This is a genomic window from Bradyrhizobium brasilense (assembly GCF_029714345.1).
GTDB classification, from domain to species: Bacteria; Pseudomonadota; Alphaproteobacteria; order Rhizobiales; family Xanthobacteraceae; genus Bradyrhizobium; species Bradyrhizobium australafricanum.
Genome location: NZ_CP121669.1, coordinates 5042824 through 5067161 on the forward strand (window position 1 = coordinate 5042824; position 24338 = coordinate 5067161).

The 24338-nt window shown below is 63.2% G+C and carries 21 protein-coding genes; 8 read left to right on the forward strand and 13 right to left on the reverse strand.

The features are described from left to right. Window positions 1-11 precede the first annotated feature (11 nt). Window positions 12-2249, forward strand: coding sequence for a CHASE3 domain-containing protein (locus QA635_RS23725; RefSeq protein ID WP_283061732.1), 2238 nt, complete (start codon window positions 12-14; stop codon window positions 2247-2249). Window positions 2250-2461: 212 nt separating this feature from the next. On the opposite strand, the gene QA635_RS23730 is transcribed toward QA635_RS23725, so the two are convergent. Further along, window positions 2462-3355: a DMT family transporter gene (locus QA635_RS23730; protein ID WP_283061733.1), complete on the reverse strand. Its 894-nt coding sequence runs from the start codon at window positions 3353-3355 to the stop codon at window positions 2462-2464. An 820-nt stretch (window positions 3356-4175) separates the two neighbouring features. Between QA635_RS23730 and QA635_RS23735 the strand changes: the two genes are divergently transcribed. Both QA635_RS23735 and QA635_RS23740 read left to right on the forward strand, forming a co-directional pair. After that, entirely contained in the window at window positions 4176-7949 is a 3774-nt protein-coding gene (locus tag QA635_RS23735) for a vitamin B12-dependent ribonucleotide reductase (protein WP_283061735.1), read from the forward strand. A gap of 89 nt (window positions 7950-8038) precedes the next feature. Continuing rightward, window positions 8039-9706 (forward strand): AAA family ATPase, encoded by a 1668-nt coding sequence (locus tag QA635_RS23740; protein ID WP_283061736.1) that lies wholly within the window; start codon window positions 8039-8041, stop codon window positions 9704-9706. Window positions 9707-9790: 84 nt separating this feature from the next. Here the strand turns inward: QA635_RS23740 and QA635_RS23745 are convergent, their stop codons facing one another. Beyond that, window positions 9791-10417: a ClpX C4-type zinc finger protein gene (locus QA635_RS23745; RefSeq protein WP_283061737.1), complete on the reverse strand. Its 627-nt coding sequence runs from the start codon at window positions 10415-10417 to the stop codon at window positions 9791-9793. A 141-nt stretch (window positions 10418-10558) separates the two neighbouring features. Between QA635_RS23745 and QA635_RS23750 the strand changes: the two genes are divergently transcribed. Beyond that, entirely contained in the window at window positions 10559-10972 is a 414-nt protein-coding gene (locus tag QA635_RS23750; RefSeq protein ID WP_283061738.1) for a DUF952 domain-containing protein, read from the forward strand. On the opposite strand, the gene QA635_RS23755 is transcribed toward QA635_RS23750, so the two are convergent. The 3 genes from QA635_RS23755 to QA635_RS23765 all read right to left on the reverse strand — a co-directional run bounded on the left by QA635_RS23755 (window position 10969) and on the right by QA635_RS23765 (window position 13164). Continuing rightward, window positions 10969-11154 carry a hypothetical protein gene (locus QA635_RS23755; RefSeq protein WP_283061740.1) on the reverse strand — a complete coding sequence of 62 codons (186 nt, stop codon included), beginning with the start codon at window positions 11152-11154 and terminating at the stop codon, window positions 10969-10971. The genes QA635_RS23750 and QA635_RS23755 overlap by 4 nt on opposite strands. 251 nt (window positions 11155-11405) lie before the next feature. Further along, a complete protein-coding gene (locus QA635_RS23760) occupies window positions 11406-11801 on the reverse strand; it encodes a lysozyme inhibitor LprI family protein (protein ID WP_283071779.1) in 396 nt (131 codons plus the stop codon). 238 nt (window positions 11802-12039) lie between these two features. Next, window positions 12040-13164, reverse strand: coding sequence for a metallophosphoesterase (locus tag QA635_RS23765; RefSeq protein ID WP_283071781.1), 1125 nt, complete (start codon window positions 13162-13164; stop codon window positions 12040-12042). A 437-nt stretch (window positions 13165-13601) separates the two neighbouring features. Between QA635_RS23765 and QA635_RS23770 the strand changes: the two genes are divergently transcribed. Further along, window positions 13602-14432, forward strand: coding sequence for a hypothetical protein (locus QA635_RS23770; protein WP_283061741.1), 831 nt, complete (start codon window positions 13602-13604; stop codon window positions 14430-14432). A 451-nt stretch (window positions 14433-14883) separates the two neighbouring features. Continuing rightward, a complete protein-coding gene (locus QA635_RS23775) occupies window positions 14884-15879 on the forward strand; it encodes an LLM class flavin-dependent oxidoreductase (RefSeq protein WP_283061742.1) in 996 nt (331 codons plus the stop codon). A gap of 18 nt (window positions 15880-15897) precedes the next feature. Here the strand turns inward: QA635_RS23775 and QA635_RS23780 are convergent, their stop codons facing one another. Continuing rightward, entirely contained in the window at window positions 15898-17115 is a 1218-nt protein-coding gene (locus tag QA635_RS23780; RefSeq protein WP_283061743.1) for a S1C family serine protease, read from the reverse strand. 273 nt (window positions 17116-17388) lie between these two features. Between QA635_RS23780 and QA635_RS23785 the strand changes: the two genes are divergently transcribed. Further along, the gene (locus tag QA635_RS23785) at window positions 17389-17739 is read left to right on the forward strand and encodes a zinc ribbon domain-containing protein YjdM (RefSeq protein ID WP_283061744.1); all 351 of its coding nucleotides are present in this window, start codon (window positions 17389-17391) and stop codon (window positions 17737-17739) included. Between the two features lie 11 nt (window positions 17740-17750). On the opposite strand, the gene panD is transcribed toward QA635_RS23785, so the two are convergent. The 7 genes from panD to QA635_RS23820 form a co-directional block, all read right to left on the reverse strand. Next, window positions 17751-18140, reverse strand: a complete 390-nt coding sequence (gene panD / locus QA635_RS23790; RefSeq protein ID WP_157346549.1) for an aspartate 1-decarboxylase — start codon at window positions 18138-18140, stop codon at window positions 17751-17753. A 240-nt stretch (window positions 18141-18380) separates the two neighbouring features. Next, window positions 18381-18683 (reverse strand): putative quinol monooxygenase, encoded by a 303-nt coding sequence (locus QA635_RS23795; RefSeq protein WP_057019963.1) that lies wholly within the window; start codon window positions 18681-18683, stop codon window positions 18381-18383. Window positions 18684-18796: 113 nt separating this feature from the next. Further along, the gene (locus QA635_RS23800) at window positions 18797-20080 is read right to left on the reverse strand and encodes a cystathionine gamma-synthase family protein (protein ID WP_209945436.1); all 1284 of its coding nucleotides are present in this window, start codon (window positions 20078-20080) and stop codon (window positions 18797-18799) included. Between the two features lie 183 nt (window positions 20081-20263). Then, complete coding sequence (locus QA635_RS23805; protein WP_283061745.1) at window positions 20264-20524, reverse strand: PepSY domain-containing protein; 261 nt, start codon at window positions 20522-20524, stop codon at window positions 20264-20266. Window positions 20525-20652: 128 nt separating this feature from the next. Beyond that, the gene (locus QA635_RS23810; RefSeq protein ID WP_283061746.1) at window positions 20653-21390 is read right to left on the reverse strand and encodes an ROK family protein; all 738 of its coding nucleotides are present in this window, start codon (window positions 21388-21390) and stop codon (window positions 20653-20655) included. A 228-nt stretch (window positions 21391-21618) separates the two neighbouring features. Continuing rightward, window positions 21619-22356 (reverse strand): DUF6065 family protein, encoded by a 738-nt coding sequence (locus tag QA635_RS23815; RefSeq protein ID WP_141342626.1) that lies wholly within the window; start codon window positions 22354-22356, stop codon window positions 21619-21621. A 9-nt stretch (window positions 22357-22365) separates the two neighbouring features. Continuing rightward, window positions 22366-24078, reverse strand: coding sequence for an outer membrane beta-barrel protein (locus tag QA635_RS23820; RefSeq protein WP_283061747.1), 1713 nt, complete (start codon window positions 24076-24078; stop codon window positions 22366-22368). Between the two features lie 5 nt (window positions 24079-24083). Here QA635_RS23820 and QA635_RS23825 point away from each other — a divergent pair, with 5 nt between their 5' ends. Then, complete coding sequence (locus QA635_RS23825) at window positions 24084-24266, forward strand: hypothetical protein (protein WP_283061748.1); 183 nt, start codon at window positions 24084-24086, stop codon at window positions 24264-24266. Window positions 24267-24338: the final 72 nt, after the last annotated feature.

The window sequence follows — 24338 nt, forward strand, 5'->3', positions numbered from 1 at the left end:
ACTAATCGTCGATGGCTTCCCAGCGTCTCATTCTCGGCAGCGGCCTTGCGATCCTCCTCGTCATCAGCGCGGCGTCGATCGGATTGGACGTCAAGTCGCGCAGCGAGATTGATTCGGTCGACCGCACGCTCAGCATCCTCAAGCGCATTTCGGATGCGCGTCAGCTGCCGCGCAGCGTCGAGAGCGCGGCGCGCGGTTTCGCGCTGACCGGCGATGCGTCCTTTGCCGACGAGTTTCGCGAGCAGAGCGCAGCCCTCACCGCGGCCTTCGACGATCTGATGGCCGCGGTGACGTCGGCCCCCGAGGAGGCGCAGCTGATCACGGGCACCAGGGTCGAGGTCCAGCGTGCCATTGCGCTCGGCGCCGAGCTGATCAGGTTGCGCAGCGCGGGCGACACGGCCGGCGCCGCGGCGCTGATCTCCGCGGGCGAGAGCCGCGCGCTGACCGACAAGGTCGGCGCGGCGCTCGACCGCCTGGTCACCGAAGAGCGCCGCCTGCTCCGGATTCGCACCGACCAGTCCAAGACCAATGGACGGCTGCTGCTGATGATCGATCTCGCCGGCGTGGCGATGATCCTGCTGCTCGCGATCGCGCTGACGCTGACGGCCCGGCGCGCCAGCCGCGAACTGCAGGGCGCGCTCAGCGCGACCAAGGCGACCAATCTGTCGCTCGAGGGCAAGGTCGCCGATCGCACCAAGGATCTCGGCGCCGCGCTCGAAGAGCTCCGCCGTTCCACCTCGGTGATGGAAACCACCTTCCGCACCATGGCGGAGGCGGTGCTGGTGATCGACAGCACCGGCACCGTGCTGCTGTCAAACCCGGCCGCCGAGAAGATGCTGCGCTACAAGCCGGGCATGACGGTCCGGCAGCTGCGCGCCATGAGCAACGTGTTCCAGTCCGACGGCGTCACGCCGATGCAGGCCGACGACATGCCGTCGGCCAGGACGCTGCGCGGCGAGGAATTCGACGGGCTGGAATTCGTCGCCAAGCCGGTGCGCGGCGCGCCGGAGATTCACCTCGTGGTGTCGGGCCGGCCGCTGCGCGATGGCGACGACACCATCACCGGCGCGGCGCTGATCTATCACGACATCACCGCCTCGCGCGAAACCGAGCACAAGCTGCAGCAGGCACAGAAGCTCGACGCCATCGGCAAGCTGACCGGCGGCGTCGCGCACGACTTCAACAACATGCTGACGGTCATCACCGGCACCACCGAGACGCTGGTCGACAGCCTGCGCGCCCAGCCGCAGCTCGCGAAAACCGCCGAGCTGATCGACCGCGCCGCCGAGCGCTGCCGCGAGCTGATCCAGCATCTGCTCGCCTTCGCGCGCCGCCAGCCGCTGGAGCCGCGCACCGTCGACATCAACGGCACCGTGGTCGACATCGCCAAGCTGCTGCGGCCGACGCTCGGCGAGCAGATCGAGATCAATTCGGTGCTGGCGCCCGATGTCGCCAGCGTCCATATCGATCCGTCGCAGCTCGCCAACTCGCTGCTCAACATGGCGATCAACGCCCGCGACGCGATGCCGAACGGCGGCAAGCTGCTGTTCGAGACCAGCAACATTGTGCTCGACGACGCCTATGCGGCTGTCAATCCCGACATCACGCCGGGCCGCTACGTGCTGCTCGCGGTCAGCGACACCGGCACCGGCATGTCGCACGCGGTGCAGGACAAGGTGTTCGAGCCGTTCTTCACCACCAAGGAGGTCGGCAAGGGCTCCGGCCTCGGCATGAGCATGGTCTACGGCTTCGTCAAGCAGTCCGGCGGACACATCAAGATCTACAGCGAGGAAGGCCACGGCACCACGATCAAGCTCTATCTGCCCCCTGCCCGCGGCCAGGTCGAGGTCGAGGCGCCCCCGCCGGAGCCGGTGCGGCGCGGCAGCGAAGTCATCCTGGTGGTGGAAGACGACCAGCTGGTGCGCAACTACGTCGTCACGCAGCTAGGCGCGCTCGGCTACAAGACCATCGCCGTGCCCGACGCCCGCGCCGCGCTGGCGCTGGTCGACAAGGGCGAGAAGTTCGACCTCCTGTTCACCGACGTGATCATGCCCGGCGGCATGAACGGCCGCCAGCTCGCCGACGAGGTGCAAAAACGGCGGCCCGGCATCAAGGTGCTCTACACTTCGGGCTACACCGAGAACGCGATCGTGCATCACGGCCGCCTCGACGAGGGCGTGCTGCTGCTGGCCAAACCCTACCGCAAGGCGCAGCTCGCCAGCATGCTGCAGCAGGCGCTCGGCGAGTGATGTGAGCTAGACCAGCGCGATGGATGAGGTCGGGTAGCAACCACAACGGCGCTTTGCTCCCTCGCCCCGCTCTTGCGGGGAGAGGGTTGGGGTGAGGGGCCGTCTCCGCGTATTCGCTGCTAGCTGCGTCTGCGGAGACTCCCCTCACCCGGAACGCATCTAACGATGCGTTCCGACCTCTCCCCGCAAGCGGGGCGAGGTGGAGTCCATCGCTACCTCGTCGCGAGCGCGACGCCGGCGAGGGTGAACAGCAGCGCGACGATCTGGCTCGGCCCCAGCGGCTCGTGCAATGCGATTGCGGAGGCCACCACGCCGATCACAGGCACCGCCATGGTGCCGATCGCCGCGACCGAGGCCGGCAGGCGCGCGAGCGCGGCGAACCAGGCGACATAGGCGACGCAGAACTGGATCAGCGTCGAATAGACCAAGAGCCACCAGCCGACCGTCGTGATGCGGTCGAGATGCGTGGTCTCGATCAGGAGACCGACGATCGCGATCGGCACGCAGCCGAGGCCGATCTGCCAGGCCGCGGCCGGGATCGGCGGCATCACCAGCGGATATTTCTTGGCCAGCACGGTGCCGAGCGCAAAGCCGAAGGCGCCGCCGAGCGCCATGATGATTCCCGGCAGCTTCTCCTTGCTTGCGGTGATGCCGCTGCCGCCCATGATCGCGGCGAGACCTGCAAAGGCCATCACCAGCGCGATGGTCCGCAGCAGCGTCGGCCGTTCGCCGAGCACCGGCCAGGCCAGCAGCGAGGCCCATACCGGCATGGTGTAGGCGATCAGCGCCGCCTCGCTCGCCGGCAGCCAGAGCAGCGCCAGCCCCATCAGCACCATCCAGCCGGTGACGTTGAGCGCCGCATACAGCACGAGCCGCGGCCACAGCCGTTTCTCGACATGCAGGCTCTGGGCACGGATCAGCGCCAGCACCGCGAGCAGCACGGCGCCGATCACCCCGGTGGTGCCGCGCAAGGTCAGCGGCGGCAGCTCGCCGAGCAGGAACTTGGTGGACGGCCAGTTGAACCCCCAACCCACTGAGGTGATGGCGAGGAACATCAGGCCGGCGGGCGCAAGGCGCGGCCGCGCGGAAGGCTTCTGGACTGTCATGGAACCCGGCGGGGATGTGAGTCGGCCTCACCTTGCCCGCGATTTTGTCGCCCGACCATCACGGCTCTGACATGCCTGATCCGTACTTTGCCCGTAGGCCTACGTGAGTCCCCAAAATTCAATCCGGGACCGCGAATAAAAACTTCGCCTGTGAACAGCGGGGCGAAGCTCCGATCCACAGGCGACAGGAATTTTTTTGGCTTGGGAATCCCTGAGGACTCACCGATAGTTGGCCCGATCACAGGCGCGGCACCGACCCCTGTTATCCCCCTCTTTCCACCATATTTAGTGTTTGATTCAGAAACTCGTACTAGTCCTTGACGGGCGTGACGGACATGGCCTAGCTTTCAACCTGTTCGGCGCGAGTGTGTTTGGGTCCCCGCCGGTCGCTCCCACAAGGGTTCCAAAATGACCACTCCGCCAGGCCTTCGGGCCGCGGGTGAAGGGCTTCTCTGCCCTGATTTTGGGCCCGAGGTCTTTCGAGTCCGGGGACGACAGAACGGGCCGCGAAGGACCCGGAAACAGAGGCCGTAACCGGCCCGGAAGAAGCGTACGCGTGACGTGTCGCGTGAAGCGTTTTGGGGCGTTGAATGCATGACCCGGAGCACCCGACCAGTCGGGCGCCGCGCCGGGACGATGCCGCCGCAGGACCGGTCATACCGGTGCCCAGCGGATGAGAGAAAACAGGCCGGATCCACCGGCTGAGCTGCGGATGACGGGAGGCGTGCTGACGCGTGTTCCCTTAAGTCCGCGAACAGACAACATTCCGGCACCTGCGGACAAACGTGGGGCCGGGCAGAAGAAGAGACGGGGCTCGACCATGCGAATCGAACGACGCAACACCACCAGCGGACAATCTCCCTATGCCGGGATCAACTTCCGCCTGACCACATCAGAGATCCGCAATCCGGACGGCTCGGTCGTGTTCCGCGCCGAGAACGTCGAGGTTCCGGAGTTCTGGTCGCAGGTCGCCTCCGACGTGCTGGCGCAGAAGTATTTCCGCAAGGCCGGCGTTGCCGCGCGCCTGAAGAAGGTCGAGGAAGAGACCGTGCCGTCGTGGCTGTGGCGTTCGGTGCCCGACACCGAGGCGCTTGGCCTCCTGCCGGAGAACGAGCGCATCGTCGGCGAAACCTCGGCCAAGCAGGTGTTCGATCGCCTCGCCGGCTGCTGGACCTATTGGGGCTGGAAGGGCGGCTACTTCTCCACGGAAGAAGACGCCCTCGCCTTCTTCGACGAGCTCCGCTTCCAGCTCGCAAAACAGATGGTCGCGCCGAACTCGCCGCAGTGGTTCAACACCGGGCTGCATTGGGCCTATGGCGTCGATGGTCCCGGCCAGGGCCACTATTACGTCGACTGGAAGACCGGCAAGCTGACCAAGTCGAAGTCGGCCTATGAGCATCCGCAGCCGCATGCCTGCTTCATCCAGGGCGTCGGCGACGACCTCGTCAACGAGGGCGGCATCATGGACCTCTGGGTGCGCGAGGCGCGCCTGTTCAAATATGGCTCCGGCACCGGCTCCAACTTCTCGAGCCTGCGCGGCGAAGGCGAGAAGCTGTCCGGCGGCGGCCGCTCAAGCGGCCTGATGAGCTTCCTCAAGATCGGCGACCGCGCCGCGGGCGCGATCAAGTCGGGCGGCACCACGCGACGCGCCGCCAAGATGGTCGTGGTCGATGCCGATCACCCCGATATCGAGACTTATATCGACTGGAAGGTGAAGGAGGAGCAGAAGGTCGCCGCTCTCGTCACCGGCTCCAAGATCAACCAGAAGCACCTCAAGGCCGTGATGAAGGCCTGCGTGAACTGCGAAGGCAGCGGCGACGACTGCTTCGATCCCGAGAAGAACCCTGCGCTCCGCCGCGAGATCAAGCTCGCGCGCCGCGCGCTGGTGCCCGACAACTACATCAAGCGCGTCATCCAGTTCGCCAAGCAAGGCTACAAGGACATCTCGTTCGACACCTACGACACCGACTGGGATTCCGAGGCGTATCTCACCGTCTCCGGCCAGAACTCCAACAACTCGGTGTCGCTGAAGGACGATTTTCTGCGCGCGGTGGAAACGGACGGCGACTGGAATCTGGTCGGCCGCACCACCAAGAAGGTGACCAAGACGCTGAAGGCCCGCGACCTCTGGGAGAAGATCGGTTACGCCGCCTGGGCGAGCGCCGATCCCGGCCTGCACTTCAACACCACGATGAACGACTGGCACACCTGCAAGGCGTCCGGCGACATCCGCGCGTCCAATCCGTGCTCGGAATACATGTTCCTGGACGACACGGCGTGCAACCTCGCTTCCGCCAACCTGCTGACGTTCTACAGCACCACCACCAAGCGGTTCGACATCGAATCCTACGAGCATCTGTGCCGGCTCTGGACCATCGTGCTCGAAATCTCCGTCATGATGGCCCAGTTCCCGTCGAAGGCGATCGCCGAGCTGTCCTACGAATTCCGCACGCTCGGCCTCGGCTTCGCCAACATCGGCGGCCTCTTGATGACCATGGGCCTGCCCTATGACAGCAAGGAAGGCCGTTCGCTGTGCGGCGCGCTGACCGCTGTGATGACCGGCATCTCCTACAAGACTTCGGCCGAGATGGCGGCCGAGCTCGGCACCTTCCCGGGCTACAAGAAGAACGCCGCGCACATGCTGCGCGTGATCCGCAACCACCGCCGCGCTGCCCACGGCAATGCGGCCGGTTACGAGGCGCTCTCGGTCAACCCGGTGCCGCTAGATCACGCCTCCTGCCCGCAAGCCGACATCGTCACCCATGCCAGGCTGGCCTGGGACGACGCGCTGGCGCTCGGCGAGGTCAACGGCTATCGCAACGCCCAGACCACGGTGGTGGCGCCGACCGGCACCATCGGCCTCGTGATGGATTGTGACACCACCGGCATCGAGCCCGACTTTGCGCTGGTGAAGTTCAAGAAGCTAGCCGGCGGCGGCTACTTCAAGATCATCAACCAGGCGGTGCCCTCCGCGCTACGCGCGCTCGGCTATCGCGAGAGCGAGATCGCGGAGATCGAGGCCTACGCCGTCGGCCACGGCTCGCTGTCCAACGCCCCGGGCATCAACGCCTCCACCCTCAAGGCAAAGGGCTTCACCGATGAAGCCATTGCCAAGGTGGAAAAGGCGCTGCCGACCGCGTTCGACATCAAGTTCGCCTTCAACAAGTGGACCTTTGGCGAGGATTTCATCCGCGACCAGCTCGGCATCGGCGCGGAAGCGATCGCAGCCCCCGGCTTCGACCTGCTCTCGGCGGTCGGATTCAGCAAGCGCGAGATCGAGGCCGCCAACGTGCACATCTGCGGCGCGATGACGGTGGAGGGAGCTCCGCACCTCAAGCCAACCGATTACGCGGTGTTCGATTGCGCCAATCCCTGCGGCAAAATTGGAAAACGCTACCTCTCGGTCGAGAGCCACATCCGGATGATGGCGGCCTCGCAGCCGTTCATCTCGGGCGCGATCTCCAAGACCATCAACATGCCGAACGACGCCACGGTGGAGGACTGCAAGTCCGCCTATCTGTTGTCGTGGAAGCTGGCGCTGAAGGCCAACGCGCTGTACCGCGACGGCTCAAAACTGTCGCAGCCGCTGAACTCGCAGCTCATCGCCGACGATGAGGACGAGGACGATGCGGTGGAAGCGCTGTACGAGAAGCCGATGGCCGCGCGTGCCGCCCAGGTCTCGGAGAAGATCGTCGAGAAGCTGGTCGAGCGCATCGTCGTGATGCGCGAGCGCGAGAAGATGCCCGATCGCCGCAAGGGCTACACCCAGAAGGCGGTGGTCGGCGGCCACAAGGTCTACCTGCGCACCGGCGAATATGACGACGGAAGGCTCGGCGAGATCTTCATCGACATGCACAAGGAAGGCGCGGCGCTGCGCTCCTTCATCAACAATTTTGCGATCGCAGTGTCCCTGGGTCTGCAATACGGCGTGCCGCTGGAAGAATATGTCGACGCCTTCACCTTCACCCGCTTCGAGCCCGCGGGTCCGGTGCAGGGCAACGACTCCATCAAGTACGCGACCTCGATCCTCGACTATGTCTTCCGCGAGCTCGCGGTGAGCTACATGGCGCGCTTCGATCTCGCCCATGTCGATCCGAACGAGTCTGGCTTCGACGCGCTCGGCAAGGGCGTCGAGGAAGGCAAGGAGCCGGATGAGGCCCCCGCCCAGCACCAGGCCACCAAGTACCTGTCGAAGGGCCTGACCCGGTCGCGCACCGACAACCTCGTCGTCATGCGCGGCGGCTCGGCCGCGGTGAGCCCGGGCGCCGACAACGCGCCCGCCGGCAACCGCGTCACCGCGCTCGCCTCCCACGGCGCAACTTCGCGCGGCGCCTCCGACACCGTCGAAGGCGCGGTCGCCCTGAAGCAGGAAGTCAGCCACGACCTCTCGCCGACCGAGAAGCTCGAGGCCCTGAACTGGAGCAAGCCCGGCACCGCCGCAGCCGCCGCCCCGTCCAAGGCGGAGCGCCGCGCCGAAGCCAAGGCCAAGGGCTACGAAGGCGAGATGTGCTCGGAGTGCGGCAACTTCACGCTGGTGCGGAACGGCACGTGCATGAAGTGCGATACGTGCGGCAGCACGACGGGGTGTTCGTGAGGCAACCGATACACTCAGATCGCTAAACAAAAGGGCCGCTCAGAAAGCGGCCCTTTTTCTTGCGGTTTGAAGCTACGCTATACTATAGGTTGAGCAAATTTATCGCGATGATTGCAGTCCGACCTCAGCAACAATATTGGGTAGCTATGACGTTCAGTTTTTCAATTCCCACCCCGACTGGCGACATGAATTTTCAGATCGGCTCTGGAGCATCAATTCTGTTCGTCGGCGCGAACGGCGGCGGCAAGACCAGGCTTGCCGTGAAAATTGAAAACGAACTGGGGGAACAAGCGCATCGCATCTCTGCTCACCGAGCCCTCAATCTAAATCCCTTGGTGCCCAAACTTAGCGAACAGGTGGCCATTAGGGGGCTTCGGACCGGAATTATTCACGAGGGCTCTCGCACTTTCGATTACCGGACTGGCAATCGCTGGAACAACAACGCAGCGATCTTCCTATTGAACGACTACGACTTCCTAGTCCAAGCCCTCTTCGCTGATCAGGCAAACGTCTCGCTTCAAACGCACAAGAACGCCCGCGCAGGCGCTCATGTCCCTGCATCGCCCACTAAGTTCGAGCAACTTCTTGAGATTTGGGATCGTATCCTTCCAAATCGGAAACTAGATATCACAGGCGACAATATCGAAGCGTCGTTAACTGGTGGCGGCCCGAAATATCCCGCCGCGGAAATGAGTGACGGCGAGCGCGCGGTATTCTATCTGATTGGACAAACACTTGCCGCCGCGGCCAACAGCGTACTTATCTTCGATGAACCCGAGCTACATATCCATCGCTCGATAATGTCGCGCCTCTGGGATGAACTCGAGGCGGCGCGTCCTGACTGTGCGATGATTTTCATATCGCACGATCTCGAATTTGTAGCATCGCGCGAAGGTCAGAAGTTCGCCTTGCGCGACTACAGTCCAACGAATCGCTGGACAATTGAGCCGGTGCCTGACGACACCGGGTTCAGCGAAGACATCGCAACGCTTATCCTAGGCAGCCGAAAGCCCGTACTCTTTGTGGAAGGACAGGGAGGCAGCCTTGATCAAGCTATCTACCGAGCCTGTTATCCCGAATGGACCATCATTCCTCGCGGCTCATGCGAAGAAGTTATTCACGCAGTAGCAACCATGCGGGCCAACGCCGCTCTAACGCGCGTCACGTGTGGCGGCATAGTCGACTCCGACGCCTATGACTCGTTGGAGATTGAGCTATTGAAAAACAAGGGTATCGCAGTCTTGCCCGTTTCGGAGATAGAAAATCTCTTTCTTCTGCCCAGTGTCATTGTGGCTATAGCAAAGGCCGAGGGTTATTCTGAGCTCGCCTTGCCGGCCAAGATATCCCGTGTCCTGGACGAATTGTTCGCGCATGCAGCGGACCCCAAGAATCAGGCGCCAATTGTGATGCGATACTGCCGGCGAAGGATCGATCGCACTTTAAAAAAAGTCGACCTCAGCGACGCTTCCGACGTGGCAACACTTGCAGAAGATTACAAGGTGAAAACAGACGCCCTAGACGTGACAGCGTTGGCGAGGCTGGCCTCGGATAGCCTTCAAAAATCCATTGCAGAAAAGAACGCGCCCGAATTGCTCAAATGGTATGATAACAAGGGAATACTGAGTATCGCCTGTAAGGCGAAGGATACGTCGAGAGCATCGTTCGAACAGTGGATCGTGCGAGCATTGCGAAACAATACCGCCCCCGACGTCTCAGCTGCAATTCGAGCGGTGTTGCCAGTTATCGAAGCTAGGTAGCATGCAACCAGGGATTGCTCGAAGGTGAACTCGTCCTTCTTTGCGATCCGATCGGCAGTACGCTTCGCTAATCCGCCCTACTCGCTATTGCGCCCGCTCCTCGATGATCGGCGTCGCCGTCCGTTGAACCCGCTCATAGCGGCCGATTTGATCTTGCGAGATTTTCTTCATGGCAAGCAATTCATCTGAGGTCTTGGCCTTGAGCTGAGCGAAGACGGCCGACTGCGGCACCTCCTCGTCCGTCGGCGATGGATGCGATCGAAGCGCGATCATCCGGTCAATGCGTTGCAGCATCGAACGATGGCGCTCCACGATCTTGCGCGCGAGCTCGACATAGTGCAGCAATCGATCGGTCGACAAGGCGCGCGCGCCCTCCTCGTTTTCTGCAATCAGCTGGTTTAGATTCTCGTCGACGATATCGGTGCACAGGTCGATGCATTCGTCGCAGATGAAGACGGCAGGACCCGCCACCAATTTGCTCACGTCGTGCTGGTTCTTGCCGCAGAATGAGCAGTACAGCAGACCGCCCTGGACAGCCGGCTTCTGAGCGCCGGCGGCATCGATCCTGGCAGACAGGATATTCCAGGTCTCGCAGCCGAACGCCTTCGCGATCAGCTCCAGGGATTCGCTGTGAGTGGTTTGGATCGCTCTGGCATTCAAGGCGTTGCGCAGCGACCGCGCCATAGCCTTCGCATCGCGAAAATCGCGCATGGGTACACCCCTATCGGCGAACGGAGGAGATCGGTGCTTGCCTTGCCGACCCGCTCGCCAATAGCGAGGGTGTGGCGGACTTTGATACGTTCACTATCCACAAAGGGCGCAAGCAGCGGGTGTATCAACCCGACACCATCATTGGCCGCGATCGACCTGTTGTCAATCCCGACAAGCACGCCGCGCCCTCGACATCATAAGGCGACTATGGAGATGAACTTGCAGCCTTCAGTGATTTATCACATCTGTTCGCCTGCCGCGTGGGCAGCAGCGAGCAACGGCGAATACCGCTCTGCTTCGTTCGACAGCGAGGGGTTCATTCATTGCTCGACGCCCGAGCAACTCGTTGAAGTCGCGAATTACCTGTTCCGGGGTCAACGAGGCCTGATCTTGCTCGTCATCGATCCGGCTCGCGTGATCCCGCCCATACGGTACGAAGACGCGGGTAACGGCAAACTGTACCCGCATATCTATGGTCCTCTCAACGCAAGTGCCGTTGCTGCCGTCCAACCATTCGAACCGGACGCCGACGGTACGTTTGATCTGCAAACTTAGGTTCTCGGCTCCAGTTGCTCGCCATTGAAAATATGGAGCATCCCCGCAAATCCGGGATGATCGGCCTCCACGACGTAACGCACAGCACCGGCGCGCGTCGTGAAAACTGAAACGATGATGCCAGGATACTCATAACCGGCACGCTTCCTGACGAGATCGCCGACCTTGAAAGACTGGGACATTGTTCCTCGTAAAGTTGCGAGCGACCGTTGCTGAATCACTGAGGTGAGCTGCCATAATAGCAGGTCACAACGGCATGTCGCTGAGCATCAAAGGTCAGCGGAGGGGCATTTCGACGGGTTCAGCGGGGATGGCAAACCTCAGCAAGCATAGCCCGGATGAGCCAACGCGTCGCGCGAACGCGCGCCCGATGACAGGCTCTGCGATATCCGGGACGCAAGATCAGTCCCGCATCTCGCTTCGCTCATGCGGGCTACTGGCTGGCACGCTTTTCAAGAAGCAGCGTGCGGTCGGCGATGTCCTTCAATTCGAATGCCTGGGAGTCGAGGAACGCGACGGACCCGTTGTTGGGGTCCGCGGCGAGGCGATGGGTTTCACCCAGATGATGCTTCAGCCAGGCCCGCTGCTCGGTCTGCAATTGCGCGTGCGCTTCGCCCTGCGACCTTGCGAGAAGCGCTCGATAAGCGGTGTTGAGCCTGATGTCCCACTTCTCGATTGCGGCCTTGCCGCACGCCAGCATCTTCGTTGACGCCCCTTCGGCCTTGTCCATGCACGTATCATACTCGGTGCTTTGCTGCGCGCGCACCGACCAAGTTCCGAGCACGAGCGTAGCTGCAACGATGACAAGCCTTCGCGACAGCATGACCACGTCCAAATCACTCCACCCGGATCTTCGGACAACCATCGTCGCACAGGAGTGCCCGAAACAAAAGCCAGCAAGCGTAGCCCGGATGAGCGAAGCGATATCCGGGACCAAACGTCACCAGACGCACGATCGGCCCCGCATATCGCTTCGCTCATGCGGGCTACTACTACCGCGACGCGTTCATACCTGAGGTATTGTTTGACGGCGATGCGTTTGCATCATCGCACGCGAAGCAAATCACTCAGGTATCGTCAGCCACACGCAACGTGATCCGCGTCAATTCCGACGGGCGGCCGAGCCGCAAGGCAAAGCCCGGCCAGAGCGCGGTGCCGTTGTTGACGTAGAGCGTCATCCCGTCGACGTCGTAGCGGCCCGAGACGAAGCCGGCGTTGGCGCGCGCCGCGAGGCGGTCGATCCCCAGGATCAATCCGCCATGGGTGTGTCCGGAGAGTTGCAGGGCGACGCCGAGCCGGGCTGCCTTTCGTGCGTCGCTCGGCTGGTGGTCGAGCAGGACGATGGGCGCGCCCTTGGGGGCGCCGTCGAGAACCGCGGCAAGGTCGCGGATGGAATGCCCCCGGTGGCGCGACGCGCGGTCGGTAATCCCTGCGATCACCAGGCGGCCGCCGCCGCGTTCGAGCACGATGTGCCGGTTCTCGAGCGAGCGCAGGCCGAGCGCTTCGTAGTGCGCCATCCAGCCGTCATAGCCGAAGATATATTCGTGATTGCCCGAGATCACGTAGACGCCATCGGCCGCCATCAGGTCGCGCAACGGCGCGATGTCGCCCCGCCGCGCATCAATGGTGCCGTCGATCAGATCGCCGGTGATCGCGATCAGGTCGGCGCCGAGCTTGTTCGATCGCTCGACCACGGCACGCGCCCATGGCGCGGGAAACAGCCGGCTGATGTGAAGATCGGTCAGTTGCAGGATGGTGTAGCCGTCGAACTGGAGCGGAAGTCCGCGGATCCCGACCTCGACGTCCCTGAGCGGCGGAATGCGCATCGCCTGATGCACGCCGATCGCGGCGGCTGCGGCCGCCACCGCAGCAAGTGCGTAGCGGACGCCATCAGGCGCGCCGACGAAGCCGCCGTGGATCAGCGCGGCCACCAGCAGCCCGGCATCGAGCGCCAGTTGCAGCAGCGCCAGCAGCATGATCGCGCCGAACGCCCAGTTGAACAGGACTACCACCGGACGCGGAAACTCCGGCGAGAATTCCGATCCCGACGACAGCCTGTTCCAGCGGTGAAACTGCAAGGCGACCAGCACCAGCAACGCGGCGACGACCTTTGCCGGCAGCGGCCAGTCGAGCGGCCAGATGAAGCGGGCCAGGATCAATAGACTGGTCAGGCCGAAGATGAGTTGGGGAATAGGTCTCGCTCCGGATCGGATCGGTGAAGACTGTGCGGGTCGGCGCCCAGCGAACGTAGGGTGGATCGGCCGCGCGCGTAAGCCGCATCTTCAGCACATTTTCGGCAAGTTGCGCGTCGCCGAAACGCCTTGCGCTTTTGCCCGGTGGCCCGGATGAGCCAACGGGTCGCGCGAACCCGCGCCCGATGACAAGCTCCACGACATCCGGGATCCGCCTCGCAAGAACACACCACCGGCCCCCGCATATCGCTTCGCTCATGCGGGCTACGGGCAGCGCGTTGCTGTGGAGCGCAAGCCGGAGACCGCGTTGACGCCTCGGCGGAGGTCTCCTGACACCTTCCCCATCAGCATGATCGGCCCCTCCCGAAAAATGAACTTGAACGTCGCTCATTTTTATACCAGATATTGAACATTGTTCATTTTTGTCGGAGCCGACGATGCAAACGACCTTCCGGATCGACGGAATGACCGGGTCCGACCGGCCGGTGAAACCGTGGATGAAAGTCGCCCCGACGATCATCACGATCGGCATCATCGCAGCATTCGCGGCGCACGGGCGCATCGCGCAGCCGGCCCACTACAACGATTTCGCCGACCACTCGGCCCTGTCAGGCATTCCCCACGCAGGCGATGTCTTGTCGAACATCGGCTTCGCCCTGGTCGCGATCTGGGGCTGGCTGGCGCTGCGCCCTCACCGCAACAGCGATCGGCTGCGCGCCGGCTGGCCCGGCTATCGCCTGTTCCTGATCGGACTGTTCCTGACCGCGTTCGGGTCCGCCTTCTTTCACCTCGCTCCCGGCAATGGCCGGCTGACCTGGGACATGCTGCCGATTGCGCTTGCCGGCGCGGGCCTGCTGGTCGGCGTCCGCGGCGACACCCAGGCGGGATCGAAAACGAACGTCGAGGCGATCGTTCTCGGGCTTTACGCCGCCGCCAGCGTCGCGTGGTGGGTTTATACCGATCGGCATGGCGCGGGCGACCTGCGGCCGTATCTGCTGCTGCAGGTCCTCCCGCTCATCCTCATCCCGCTCTGGCAGTCGATCTATCGTGCGCCGCGCGCCGACCGCATCGCGTTCGCCGCCGCGATGATGCTGTACGTGCTGGCCAAGATCGCCGAGGTGCTCGACCATCAGATCGCAGACACGCTTCAGTTCATCAGCGGACACACCTTGAAGCATCTGCTCGCGACTTCAGCCACAGCCGCGATCGTCTGGGGCCTGACGCGACGCGTCTCCGATGGCGGTCGAGCGTACGGATCAGGTCTGTAGGATGGGTAGAGCGAAGCGAAACCCATCAGGCTGCAGCCGAGTGGCGAGATGATGGGTTTCGCGGAGTTTATCATCGGGCCGCGCGTTGCGCGGACCCGTTAGCTCTACCCATCCTACGCTGCCCTGCACTGTCGGGTTCGGCAGATTGACCCACACTTTCGCGTGGCGGCGGGCGTCTTCGCAATTTCGGAATAATGGAAAAATGCCACCGATTTGCCCGACGCGTCAAGTCGTACTTCCGAGTGCCGGCTGCAACCTGCTCCTTTGCATGGGGTTGTTTTCGATATTTTGGATGGGCAGCCCTGCTTCGTCGATCGCATCAGGCGGATTGACCGGCATGGCGACCGCATCCATATGCATCTGCATGAACCGGCTGTTGCCCGCCGTTTCGCATCCACCTGGACACAGCCAAATACCATCGGCTCCCCGTCCCTAACGCTCCGGAGTCGCCGTGGCCGCTCTCTCCATTCTCGATCTCGTCCGCGTCACCGAGGAAACCGACGCGCGCGGCGCGCTCTACAACGCGCGCGATGTCGCCGCGCATGCGGAGGCGCTCGGCTATCGCCGCATCTGGGTGGCGGAGCATCACAACATGGCGGGCATCGCGAGCGCCGCGACGTCGGTCGTGATCGGGCACATCGCGGCGGGAACCAAGACCATCCGGGTCGGCGCCGGCGGCATCATGCTGCCCAACCACGCGCCCTATGTCATCGCCGAGCAGTTCGGCACGCTGGCGCGGCTGTTTCCGGATCGTATCGACCTCGGCCTCGGCCGCGCGCCGGGTACGGACCAGCTCACACTGCGCGCGCTGCGCCGCACGCCGGAATCCGCCGAGAACTTTCCGCAGGACGTGCTCGAGGTGCAGGCCTTCCTCGCCGCCGCCGGTCCCAACCAGCGCATCCAGGCGGTGCCGGCCGCGGGCACCGACGTGCCGCTGTGGATTCTCGGCTCGAGCAATTTCGGCGCGATGCTGGCCGGCGAGCTCGGCCTGCCCTACGCCTTCGCCTCGCACTTTGCCCCCGAACTGCTGAGCCAGGCGCTGCAGATCTATCGCGCCCGCTTCAAGCCGTCGGAGCAGCTCGACCGTCCCTACACCATGGTCGGCGTCAACATCATCGCCGCCGACACCGACGAGGAGGCGCGGCGGCTGGCGACCACGCAGCAGATGTCGTTCACCAACATCTTCCGCGGCGCGCGCGGCCTCAGCCAGCCACCGATCGACGACATCGAGAGCTACTGGTCGTCGGCCGAGAAGGTGCAGGCGATGCGGATGCTCGCGCGCTCCATCATCGGCTCGCCCGCGACGGTGCGCGCCGGTATCGACGCGCTGGTCGTCGAGACCGGCGCCGACGAGCTGATGATCGTCTCCGACGTCTATGATCACCAGAAGCGGCTGCGATCGTTCGAGCTGATCGCCCAGGCCGGCGGGATCGCGCCGCAGACGTAGCCTGCAGGATGGGTGGGATCACTTCGGCGCGCCGGCGGGCGCCTGCGACTGTGCGAGTTGGCCCAGCGTCACGCTCAGCGAATTCGGCGCATTGTCTCGCAGCATCGAAAGCTTGACCGAACTGCCCGGCGCTCCCGCATAGACCTTCTTGGTCAGCTCGTTGGCGCTCTTGATCGGCTCGTCATTGACCGAGGTGATCACGTCGCCCCGCCTCAATCCGGCCTTCGCGGCCGGCCCGCCGGTCTGCACGCCGACCACGACCGCGCCGTGCAGGTTGTTCGCACCGAGGCTTTCGGCAATGCCGGGGGTGATCGATTGAATCTGGGCGCCCATCCAGCCGCGCGTGACCGAGCCCTTGTCCCTCAGCTGCGGGATCACCGTCTTCACGGTATCGGCGGGTATCGCAAACGCGACGCCGACCGAGCCGCCGGAGGGCGAGAAGATCAGGCTGTTCACGCCGATCACCTCGCCATGCGTGTTGAAGCTCGGGCCACCGGAATCGCCGCGGTTGATCCGCGCGTCGATCTGGACGAAATCTTCCGAAGACCCGGTCTCCAGATCGCGCGCACGCGCCGAGACGATTCCCGCGGTGACGGTGTTTCCGAGACCGAATGAATTGCCGGCCGCGAGCACCCAATCGCCGGTGCGCGGCGCTTGATCCGCGAGCTTGACATAACTGAAGTCGGTCCGCCCATCGACCTTGAGCAGGGCCAGGTCGCTGACCGGATCCTTGCCCAGCACCTTCGCCTTGTAGACCTTGTTGTCGCTGGTGCGGACATCGGCGCGGTCGCTGCCGCCGAGGACGTGATTGTTCGTCACCGCATAGCCGTCCGCCGAGATGAAGAAGCCCGAACCGATCGAGGTCATCTCACCCAACTTCGGCAGATTGCCCGGTCCGCGCCTGCCGGGATTCGGAACGGCCCTCCCCGGCGTGTCCTGATCGGGCGAGCCGTCCGGCCCGAGAGAACCGCCTGGTGAGTCGCCGGGAGACGAGTCGTCGTCATCCGCCGCCGCCGCCACCTTGGCGTTGACGCCAATCACGGCCGACCCGACCTTCTCCGCAAGGTCGGCGAACTCGCCGGGACCACCATTGCCATGTTCCGCGCGCGAATTCACCGGCTCTGCGTGGGCAAGACTTGCGCTCACAAGACTAGCGCCCACCAGCAACGCCGACGTGAAGGCGGCGGTGACGAGCGACGTGCGAAGGCAGACGAAGGCCGGATTTCTCTGATTCATCTTCCGCGTCCATGTTTGGGATCAGCCGATTGCTCCTGGATGAATTGCCGGCCCGGACGCGACGATCAGTGAACCGTTCCCTGCAGCACAGGGGCGCAATGCCGAGCGACGGACGGCAACGGATAGAGGCGCAGACCGTTCCACCGGCATCCGCGGGTGGACGAGTGGCTCGCCACCTTTGCGCCGCTTTGCGCATCAAATCGCCGGGTTTTTGCTTGCTTTGGCTGCCTGTGCCTCTACGGTGCGCCCGCAACGACGGAGACGATCTCGACCATGGACGCCACAATGAACTGCCCGAAATGCAATTCCGAGCATGCCTATCAGGACGGCGCTCTCTGGGTTTGCCCGGAATGTGCCCATGAGTGGAGCAGCGATGCGGCCGCGGCTGCCGAGAGCGCGCAGCAAGCGGGCGTGCGCGATGCGCATGGCAACCCGCTGACGGACGGCGACAGCGTCATCGTGATCAAGGACCTCAAGGTCAAGGGCTCGTCGTCGGTGGTCAAGGGCGGCACCAAGGTCAGGAACATCCGCCTCACCGAGGGCAGCGACGGACACAACATCGCCTGCAAGATCGACGGCATCGGCGCGATGAATCTGAAATCGGAGTTCGTCAAGAAGGCCTAGCGTAGCCCAGCTTACGCATCCGCCAATGCTTTCGCCGGTGAGGCGGCAGCCTTCGCGATGTGCCGGTTCTTGTCGTCGACCAGCACGACCCGCGGATGAAATTTGCGCGCCTCGTCGGCGTCGAAGCTGGCATAGGCGACGATGATGACCTTGTCGCCGGCCATGGCGAGCCGTGCGGCCGCGCCGTTGAGGCCGATGGTGCCCGATCCCGCCGGCGCCTCGATCACGTAGGTCGAGAAGCGCGCACCGGTGTCGATGTTATAGATGTCGACGCGTTCATTGATGAGGAAACCGGCGGCCTCGATCAAATTGCGGTCGATCGAAATCGATCCCTCGTAATGCAAGTCCGCTTCGGTGACGTGCGCGCGATGAATCTTGCCCTTCATCAAAGTCACTTGCATCGAGACCATCCCGTGTCGTTGCGTCGGAATTTTCCGCGCCGCCAATAACGGCGCGCCGCCTCCGCGTCAACGTTGTCCGGGCGTACGCTCGCTTCAAGCGCAGTTCCGCCGCGATGGGTTTGTCCTGAAATTGCCGACCGCGCCGGTCTGCAATGCTCCGCGCCACTCAAATCGGAGAATGAATGCGCTGCGGCGGAGCCCTTCCGGAGCAGGCTGTTATTTGTGACCAGGCGGCGAGCCCTACTCCCGCTTGCTCGCAATCTCGTTCGCCAAGACCACTATCACCTCGCCGTCGAGGATCGGCTTCGCGACCTCAAAGAAGCGCGCCACAGCCGGCGAATTGTTGTGCCGGTCCATGGCCGCCTGATCCAGGTATCGCTCATACGTCGAAAATATCCGCGGACTGTCGACATCCTGCGAGACGTAGTAGCCGACGGTGGACGGCTCGTTGGCGCGGACATGCTCGACGACATCGAGCAATGCCTGACGCATCGCCGCCTCATGACCCTTCTTCGCGCGGATGATCGCCGTGATTGCCAGCATGCACTCTCTCCGGAGGTTTGGTAGCCCGTAGGACGGGTTTCGCTTAGTTTATCATCGGGCCGCGCGACGCGCGGCCCCGCTGGCTCGACCCATCCTACACGCTTTTGACTGGCTCACACCCTGCTCAACGCCTGCGCGATGTCTGCCACCAGGTCGGATGGATGCTCGATCCCGATCGAGAGCCGGATCGTCGAATCCAGCACGCCGATCCGTTTGCGTATGTCGGCCGGCACGCCGGAATGCGTCATGGTAGCCGGCAGGCTCGCGAGCGACTCGGTGCCGCCGAGGCTGACTGCGAGCTTGAAGATCTGCAGCGAGTTGAGGAATTTCTCCGCCGCCTGCTGCCCGCCGACGATGTCGAACGAGAAGGTCGAACCGGCGCCGCTGCTTTGGCTCGCGAACACGCGCCCCGCAGGCGACGCAGGATCGTGATGGCCGAGATAATGCACCTGCGCCACCTTGGGATGGTCGCGCAGATAATCGGCGACGATCCGCGCGTTGCGGTCGGCCTTTTCCATGCGCAGGCTGAGCGTTTCCAGCGAACGGCTGATCATCCAGCAGGAATGCGGATCGAGCTGGGTACCGATCGCGCCGCGCAGCGCCTTGACGTCCTTCATCAGCTTCTTCGAGCCGAGCGCCGCACCCGCGATCAGGTCGGAATGGCCGCCGACATATTTCGTCAGCGAATACAGCGAGAGATCGGCGCCGTGCTCGATCGGCCGCTGAAACACCGGCCCGAGCAGCGTGTTGTCGCAAGCGATGATCGGCGTATGGCCCTGTGCCTTGCCGATCGCGTCGGCGATGCGCCGCGTCAGCGCGATATCGACCAGGCCGTTGGTCGGATTGGCCGGCGTCTCGATGAAGATCATCGCGACACGGCCCTTCTTCATCGCCTCGTCGGCAGCGGCGCGGATGACACTCTCGTCGAGGCCGTCGGCGAAGCCCACGGCGTGAATCGAGAAGCCCGCCAGTGTCCTGGTGAACAGCGTCTCGGTGCCGCCATAGAGCGGCTGCGAATGCAGGATCACGTCGCCGGGCCGCGCGAAGGCCAGCACCGTGGTCGAGATCGCCGACATGCCGGAGGAGAACAGCGCGCAGCTCTCGGTGCGCTCATAGATCGCAAGCCTGTCCTCGACGATCTCGCTGTTCGGATGGTTGAAGCGCGAATAGACCAACCCCGCCCCCATGCCTTCCGGAGGCTCGCGCCGGCCCGCGACAAAGTCGAAGAAGTCCTTGCCGTCCTCGGCGGTGCGGAACACGAAGGTCGAGGTCAGGAACACGGGCGGCTTGACGGCGCCCTCCGACAGCTGCGGATCGTAGCCGTAGTTCAGCATCTGGGTTTCCGGATGCAGCAGGTGATTGCCGATATGGGTTTTGGACGGAAACGGTTTTGTCATGGCCGGTCTCCTGTTCACGGGCCGCCGCGCTGGCGGCGATTCCCGGAATGATGGGACCAGCATACCCCAGCTTTATGCCATTCAGCCAAAGCACGGCATCAGACAGTTCTGGATAACGAACGGCCGGCGTGCGCCCTGCTCCGCCGGCCGTTCCGAATTTTCACGCAGTGGTGAAGTCGCGGGCTACCAGCCGCGATCCACGTTGCGCACCTCGCCGGTCCGCGCGTCCACATCGACCTGCATCCAGCGGCCGAGGCGGTCACGCCCCTCGACCTCCCACTCGTCGCCGAGGAACTGGGTATTGGACACCGTCACGATGCCGAGACCGGTCGCGACATCGAGCGCGGCCTCCATCGAGATCTGGCTACCGGAATCGTAGGCCATCGCCGGCGTCGTTGCGCCGATCGCCAGGGCCGCGATCGCGGGAATAATGAAACTTCGCATGGCTCACTCCTCATGGAACAGGATGTTATGCCGCATAAAACGAGCGGCGCACCCATCAGTTCCGACAACAGGAGTGCGAAGCAGCGCGAAACTTCGGCAGTTGCGGCGATTTGGTGGCGGTTCCGGTTTCATCGACGCGCGCCGTTCGCCTTGCGCGCTCTCTTCCTCCACATTCGAAATCCGCCCTCGAATGCGTTGGCGTTGTCGCCGAACCTCACCTTGGGCGGCGGGTTGTCGACCTTGTCGGCATTGCCGCCGCCGAGCACGATGTACTCGGGCTCCAGCGCGGCGGACAGCCGCGCGATGACGTCGTCGACGCTCTTGCGCCATTTCTTCCGGCCGCGCCGCTCGAGACCCGCGGCGCCGACATAATCCTCGAACGTCGCGCCCTTGCGGTACGGCAAATGACCGAGTTCCATCGGCTCGTAAACGCCGTCCACGATCATCGCGGAGCCGAGGCCGGTGCCGAGGCCGAGAAACAGCATCCGCCCGCCCTGATAGCTGCCGATCGCCTGCATCAGCGCATCGTTGACGACCCTGGTCGGGCGGCCGAACGCCCGGTGAAAATCGAAGCCGGCCCAGCCGCGGCCGAGATTGTGCGGCTCGGTCAGCGGACGGTTGTGAACGACGGGTCCCGGATAACCGACCGAGATCACATCATAGGACCAGTCCTTGGTGAGCAGCTTGACCTGCCGCACCATCTCGGTCGCGGACAGAGTTGGACCTGACTCGAATTCGCGCTTGATGCGCTCCTTGTCGGTCATGACCTTCACATGCGTGCCGCCGACGTCGATCACGAGCACCGTGCGCCGCGACGCGGGCCTGTTCGCTTTCTTGCTGGACTTGTTGCCTGCCTTCTTGGCCATCAATCCGCTCTCCTATGCGCGCCGAGTGGAGCAGAGAAACGCATCGCGCACCACAGCGACGTTCTGCATCTGACTCCAATTTGTTCGCCAAGAACGAATCGGAGTCGAACAAGTCAGGAGAGTCCAAACATTAAGAAGTCGTGCGCATCATCAACGGCGCGTAGCGATTGCGCTGCGGGGCGATGTGGGGCCGTGCGCTGTCCGCACAAATTCGGCCCGTCGGCCGGACTAATCCTTTGACACGAAATCCTTCAAGCGAAGCCGGCTCCGGTGATCCGCATGCGTTTCCTCGCCCGAGGGATTGAGGCCCCGAAAATAGGTCTTTTGCCACCGCTGCTGCGTTGCCCCCGATCCCGGGTCCTGCAAGTCGGTATTGAAGGCGTTGCGGCCTTCGGACCACAGTCTGTGCTCGCGCTCGATGTCGGGCGCTTTCGATAATGGCAACGTCTCCGGCTCGATCCGCTCAAGACTGCCACGCTCAATCGGAAAAAGATGGCAATAGGGCTCCCCCCGCTCAAATCGTATCTTTGTGTTTGAACGCGTGAATCGCCAGTTCATCGTGAAGGTGTACGGTGACCAATCCGTCTCGATGACCCCGCTCAACGGCGCAATGGCGTCTTTCGGCCTGTTGATGGGTCCGGTGACAAAAAGGTCGAAACCAGGATCGGTGCGGAACAGGCACGGGACGTGGAAGGTCAATACACCATGTCCGAAGTGGCTCACAGCCGGCGCGTCGGTGCCGAGATCAGCCTTGACCCGAATGGTCTCCTTATGATTGAGCCCGTCCCAACGAGCCGAGAAGCCTGACGGACAGAGCAGTTCCCAGCCATGGGCGTTTGCAATGTTGAGTGGCAGGCAGCGGTACGCATAGCGCTGGTCGGAAGCATCCATCCAATCGCGCTCGGGCGATGCAGGCCGGATGTGAACTGCATGGCCGTCCATCGTATAGGCAATGAGCTTTGGCATCACCCAGCCTTATCGCGAGAACCAGCTGCTGCCGCTGCTTGGCGGACCAGTCAACTTATAGCTCAACCCTACGCGAACAATGTTTTCAGTCAATTTCGCCGAGTGGTCCCAAGCGTACGCGCTGAGCCCACCAATGTTCTGCGGTGCCGGGGCCGTCCGATCGCCGAGATCGACATAGAGATATTCGAACTTCGCGCTCCAAGGGCCGCTCACGACGGCCTCCCAGCCGACGCCCGCCGTCCAGCCCGGCTTCACACGGGAGTCGGAGCCCGCAAATCGAAAGCCACTGAAGCCGGGAAAATCTGTTGCCGTCGAAAATGCATAATCCGCATAGGCGAGGCCCGCGGTCACGTATAGCATGTTCGATTGATTGGCCAGGAATCCCAGACGCCCACGGACCGTGCCGAGGTAATTCGAGCGAAAACTGTTTTCCCAGGTGGTTGATACGCCGGCCGCCAGCGGAAACGGCCCGCGCAGCTGGGACGATTGCAGATCTGTGTAGTTGATGTCGGTCTCTAGTCCGATGACCGTCTTGTCATACTGCACGTTGCAGGAAAGGCCGCCGCCGGCAGTCAGCCCGCCCGCGTTCCGGGTACTGATCGAGCCCGCCTGCTGAGCGGCGATTTCGGGAAGGACGCCGTTACGTTGCGCGAAATCGATGATGGCGCCATTTGGATCGGAAGAGAATTGCGCCTTGGCTGAACCATACCCCGCATTCACGCCGACACTGCAGCCAGTCCAGCTGAACTGGGCGACTGGCGGCGGCGCCTTGACCGGCATATAAGCGGCCAACGCCGAGTTCGTCTCGTCGAAGCGCATCCGGAAATGCGCTTTCGCCTCCCAGGCATCGATCCCGGGTGTGAAGAATGACAAATAGCCGCCCGATAGCCACAGTTCGGCTTGCGATCCAAGTTGGGCGCGAACGCCGCCACGCAGCTGTCCATGCCAGCGCGTGAGCCCAATGTCGGTGCCGTCGATCGTGGTAACGGTATCGACAAGCTGTTGCGTGTCGTATCGCAACGTTGCCTGGACGAACGGCTGCAGTAGGAAACGCTGGTCGACCACGAAATCTCGATTGACCTCCACAGAACCTTCGACGTGGCCCCAGCTGTAGGCTTGGCCGGGGATGGGAAATCCCTGGCCGCTTGTAACGCCCCCGACGTCGTCATGAGCATGAAAAAACGTGAACCGGGGCACGACGCGCGCCCATGGCGTATCGACAATCTGGGTCAGACTCGCCGATAGAAACACGCGGTCGACAGGCATATTGGCACCATGGCCGAAAACGTCGAAGGCACGATCAAGCCGTGCGTAACCGAGCCAGGCATCAAACAGTGTCGTCGGGCTGACGAGCCATCCTAGGTAGGGTCCGCCGCCGATTCCCGACTGGTAAATCGATGCATTCAGTCCGTCGTAGGTGACTTTGGTGCTTTCAGGATTGAACGCAAAGCCGGCAACGAGATCCGGGCTGACACGGTAGTCGAGCCCGTATGTGAGTTCAGACAGCGTGCCGTACGACGTGAGTCCGACGATGCGGTCGGTGAAATTGACCTGGCGCGGTGTTACCCAAGCATGCCAACCGTGGCCGATCGACGCATAGGAAGGATTGGTGGCGATGCTTGCGTACTGGTTGAACCCCGCAAGGATCGCGTCCGAGATGAAGTAGCTGCGCGCAAAGTCCGTCCCCAACGCGCGTGCGAGGTTCGCATGGGGCACCGGCATTGGCGATGGCGGCGGAGGTGGTGGCGGCGCCGGTGGTGGTGGCGGCGGTGGCCCCGGCGGAGGCGGTGGCGGCGGTGACGGTGGCACCGGAGTGGGTGGAGGTGGAGGCGGAGGTGGCCCCGGCGGCCCTGGTGGCGGTGGCGGCGGCGGTGGCGATATCGAACAGACCTGGTCACGGAACGCATTGACATCGTTTGATATGGATTTTTCGCCGATCAGAGGTCCTAGGACGCTGCCCCAGGCCCTGAACTTCTCATGAT

What these genes read in the sequence shown, in the direction of transcription:
- QA635_RS23770 (WP_283061741.1), top strand. Translation starts at nt 13,602, where the DNA reads ATGCAAACGACCTTCCGGATCGACGGAATGACCGGGTCCGACCGGCCG.
- QA635_RS23755 (WP_283061740.1), bottom strand. Translation starts at nt 11,154, where the DNA reads ATGTCCCAGTCTTTCAAGGTCGGCGATCTCGTCAGGAAGCGTGCCGGT.
- QA635_RS23785 (WP_283061744.1), top strand. Translation starts at nt 17,389, where the DNA reads ATGGACGCCACAATGAACTGCCCGAAATGCAATTCCGAGCATGCCTAT.
- QA635_RS23815 (WP_141342626.1), bottom strand. Translation starts at nt 22,356, where the DNA reads ATGCCAAAGCTCATTGCCTATACGATGGACGGCCATGCAGTTCACATC.
- QA635_RS23745 (WP_283061737.1), bottom strand. Translation starts at nt 10,417, where the DNA reads ATGCGCGATTTTCGCGATGCGAAGGCTATGGCGCGGTCGCTGCGCAAC.
- panD (WP_157346549.1), bottom strand. Translation starts at nt 18,140, where the DNA reads ATGCAAGTGACTTTGATGAAGGGCAAGATTCATCGCGCGCACGTCACC.
- QA635_RS23810 (WP_283061746.1), bottom strand. Translation starts at nt 21,390, where the DNA reads ATGGCCAAGAAGGCAGGCAACAAGTCCAGCAAGAAAGCGAACAGGCCC.
- QA635_RS23795 (WP_057019963.1), bottom strand. Translation starts at nt 18,683, where the DNA reads ATGCTGGCAATCACGGCGATCATCCGCGCGAAGAAGGGTCATGAGGCG.
- QA635_RS23825 (WP_283061748.1), top strand. Translation starts at nt 24,084, where the DNA reads ATGGCGGCGGAGGTGGTGGCGGCGCCGGTGGTGGTGGCGGCGGTGGCC.
- QA635_RS23805 (WP_283061745.1), bottom strand. Translation starts at nt 20,524, where the DNA reads ATGCGAAGTTTCATTATTCCCGCGATCGCGGCCCTGGCGATCGGCGCA.
- QA635_RS23820 (WP_283061747.1), bottom strand. Translation starts at nt 24,078, where the DNA reads ATGCCGGTGCCCCATGCGAACCTCGCACGCGCGTTGGGGACGGACTTT.
- QA635_RS23735 (WP_283061735.1), top strand. Translation starts at nt 4,176, where the DNA reads ATGCGAATCGAACGACGCAACACCACCAGCGGACAATCTCCCTATGCC.
- QA635_RS23780 (WP_283061743.1), bottom strand. Translation starts at nt 17,115, where the DNA reads ATGAATCAGAGAAATCCGGCCTTCGTCTGCCTTCGCACGTCGCTCGTC.
- QA635_RS23800 (WP_209945436.1), bottom strand. Translation starts at nt 20,080, where the DNA reads ATGACAAAACCGTTTCCGTCCAAAACCCATATCGGCAATCACCTGCTG.
- QA635_RS23730 (WP_283061733.1), bottom strand. Translation starts at nt 3,355, where the DNA reads ATGACAGTCCAGAAGCCTTCCGCGCGGCCGCGCCTTGCGCCCGCCGGC.
- QA635_RS23725 (WP_283061732.1), top strand. Translation starts at nt 12, where the DNA reads ATGGCTTCCCAGCGTCTCATTCTCGGCAGCGGCCTTGCGATCCTCCTC.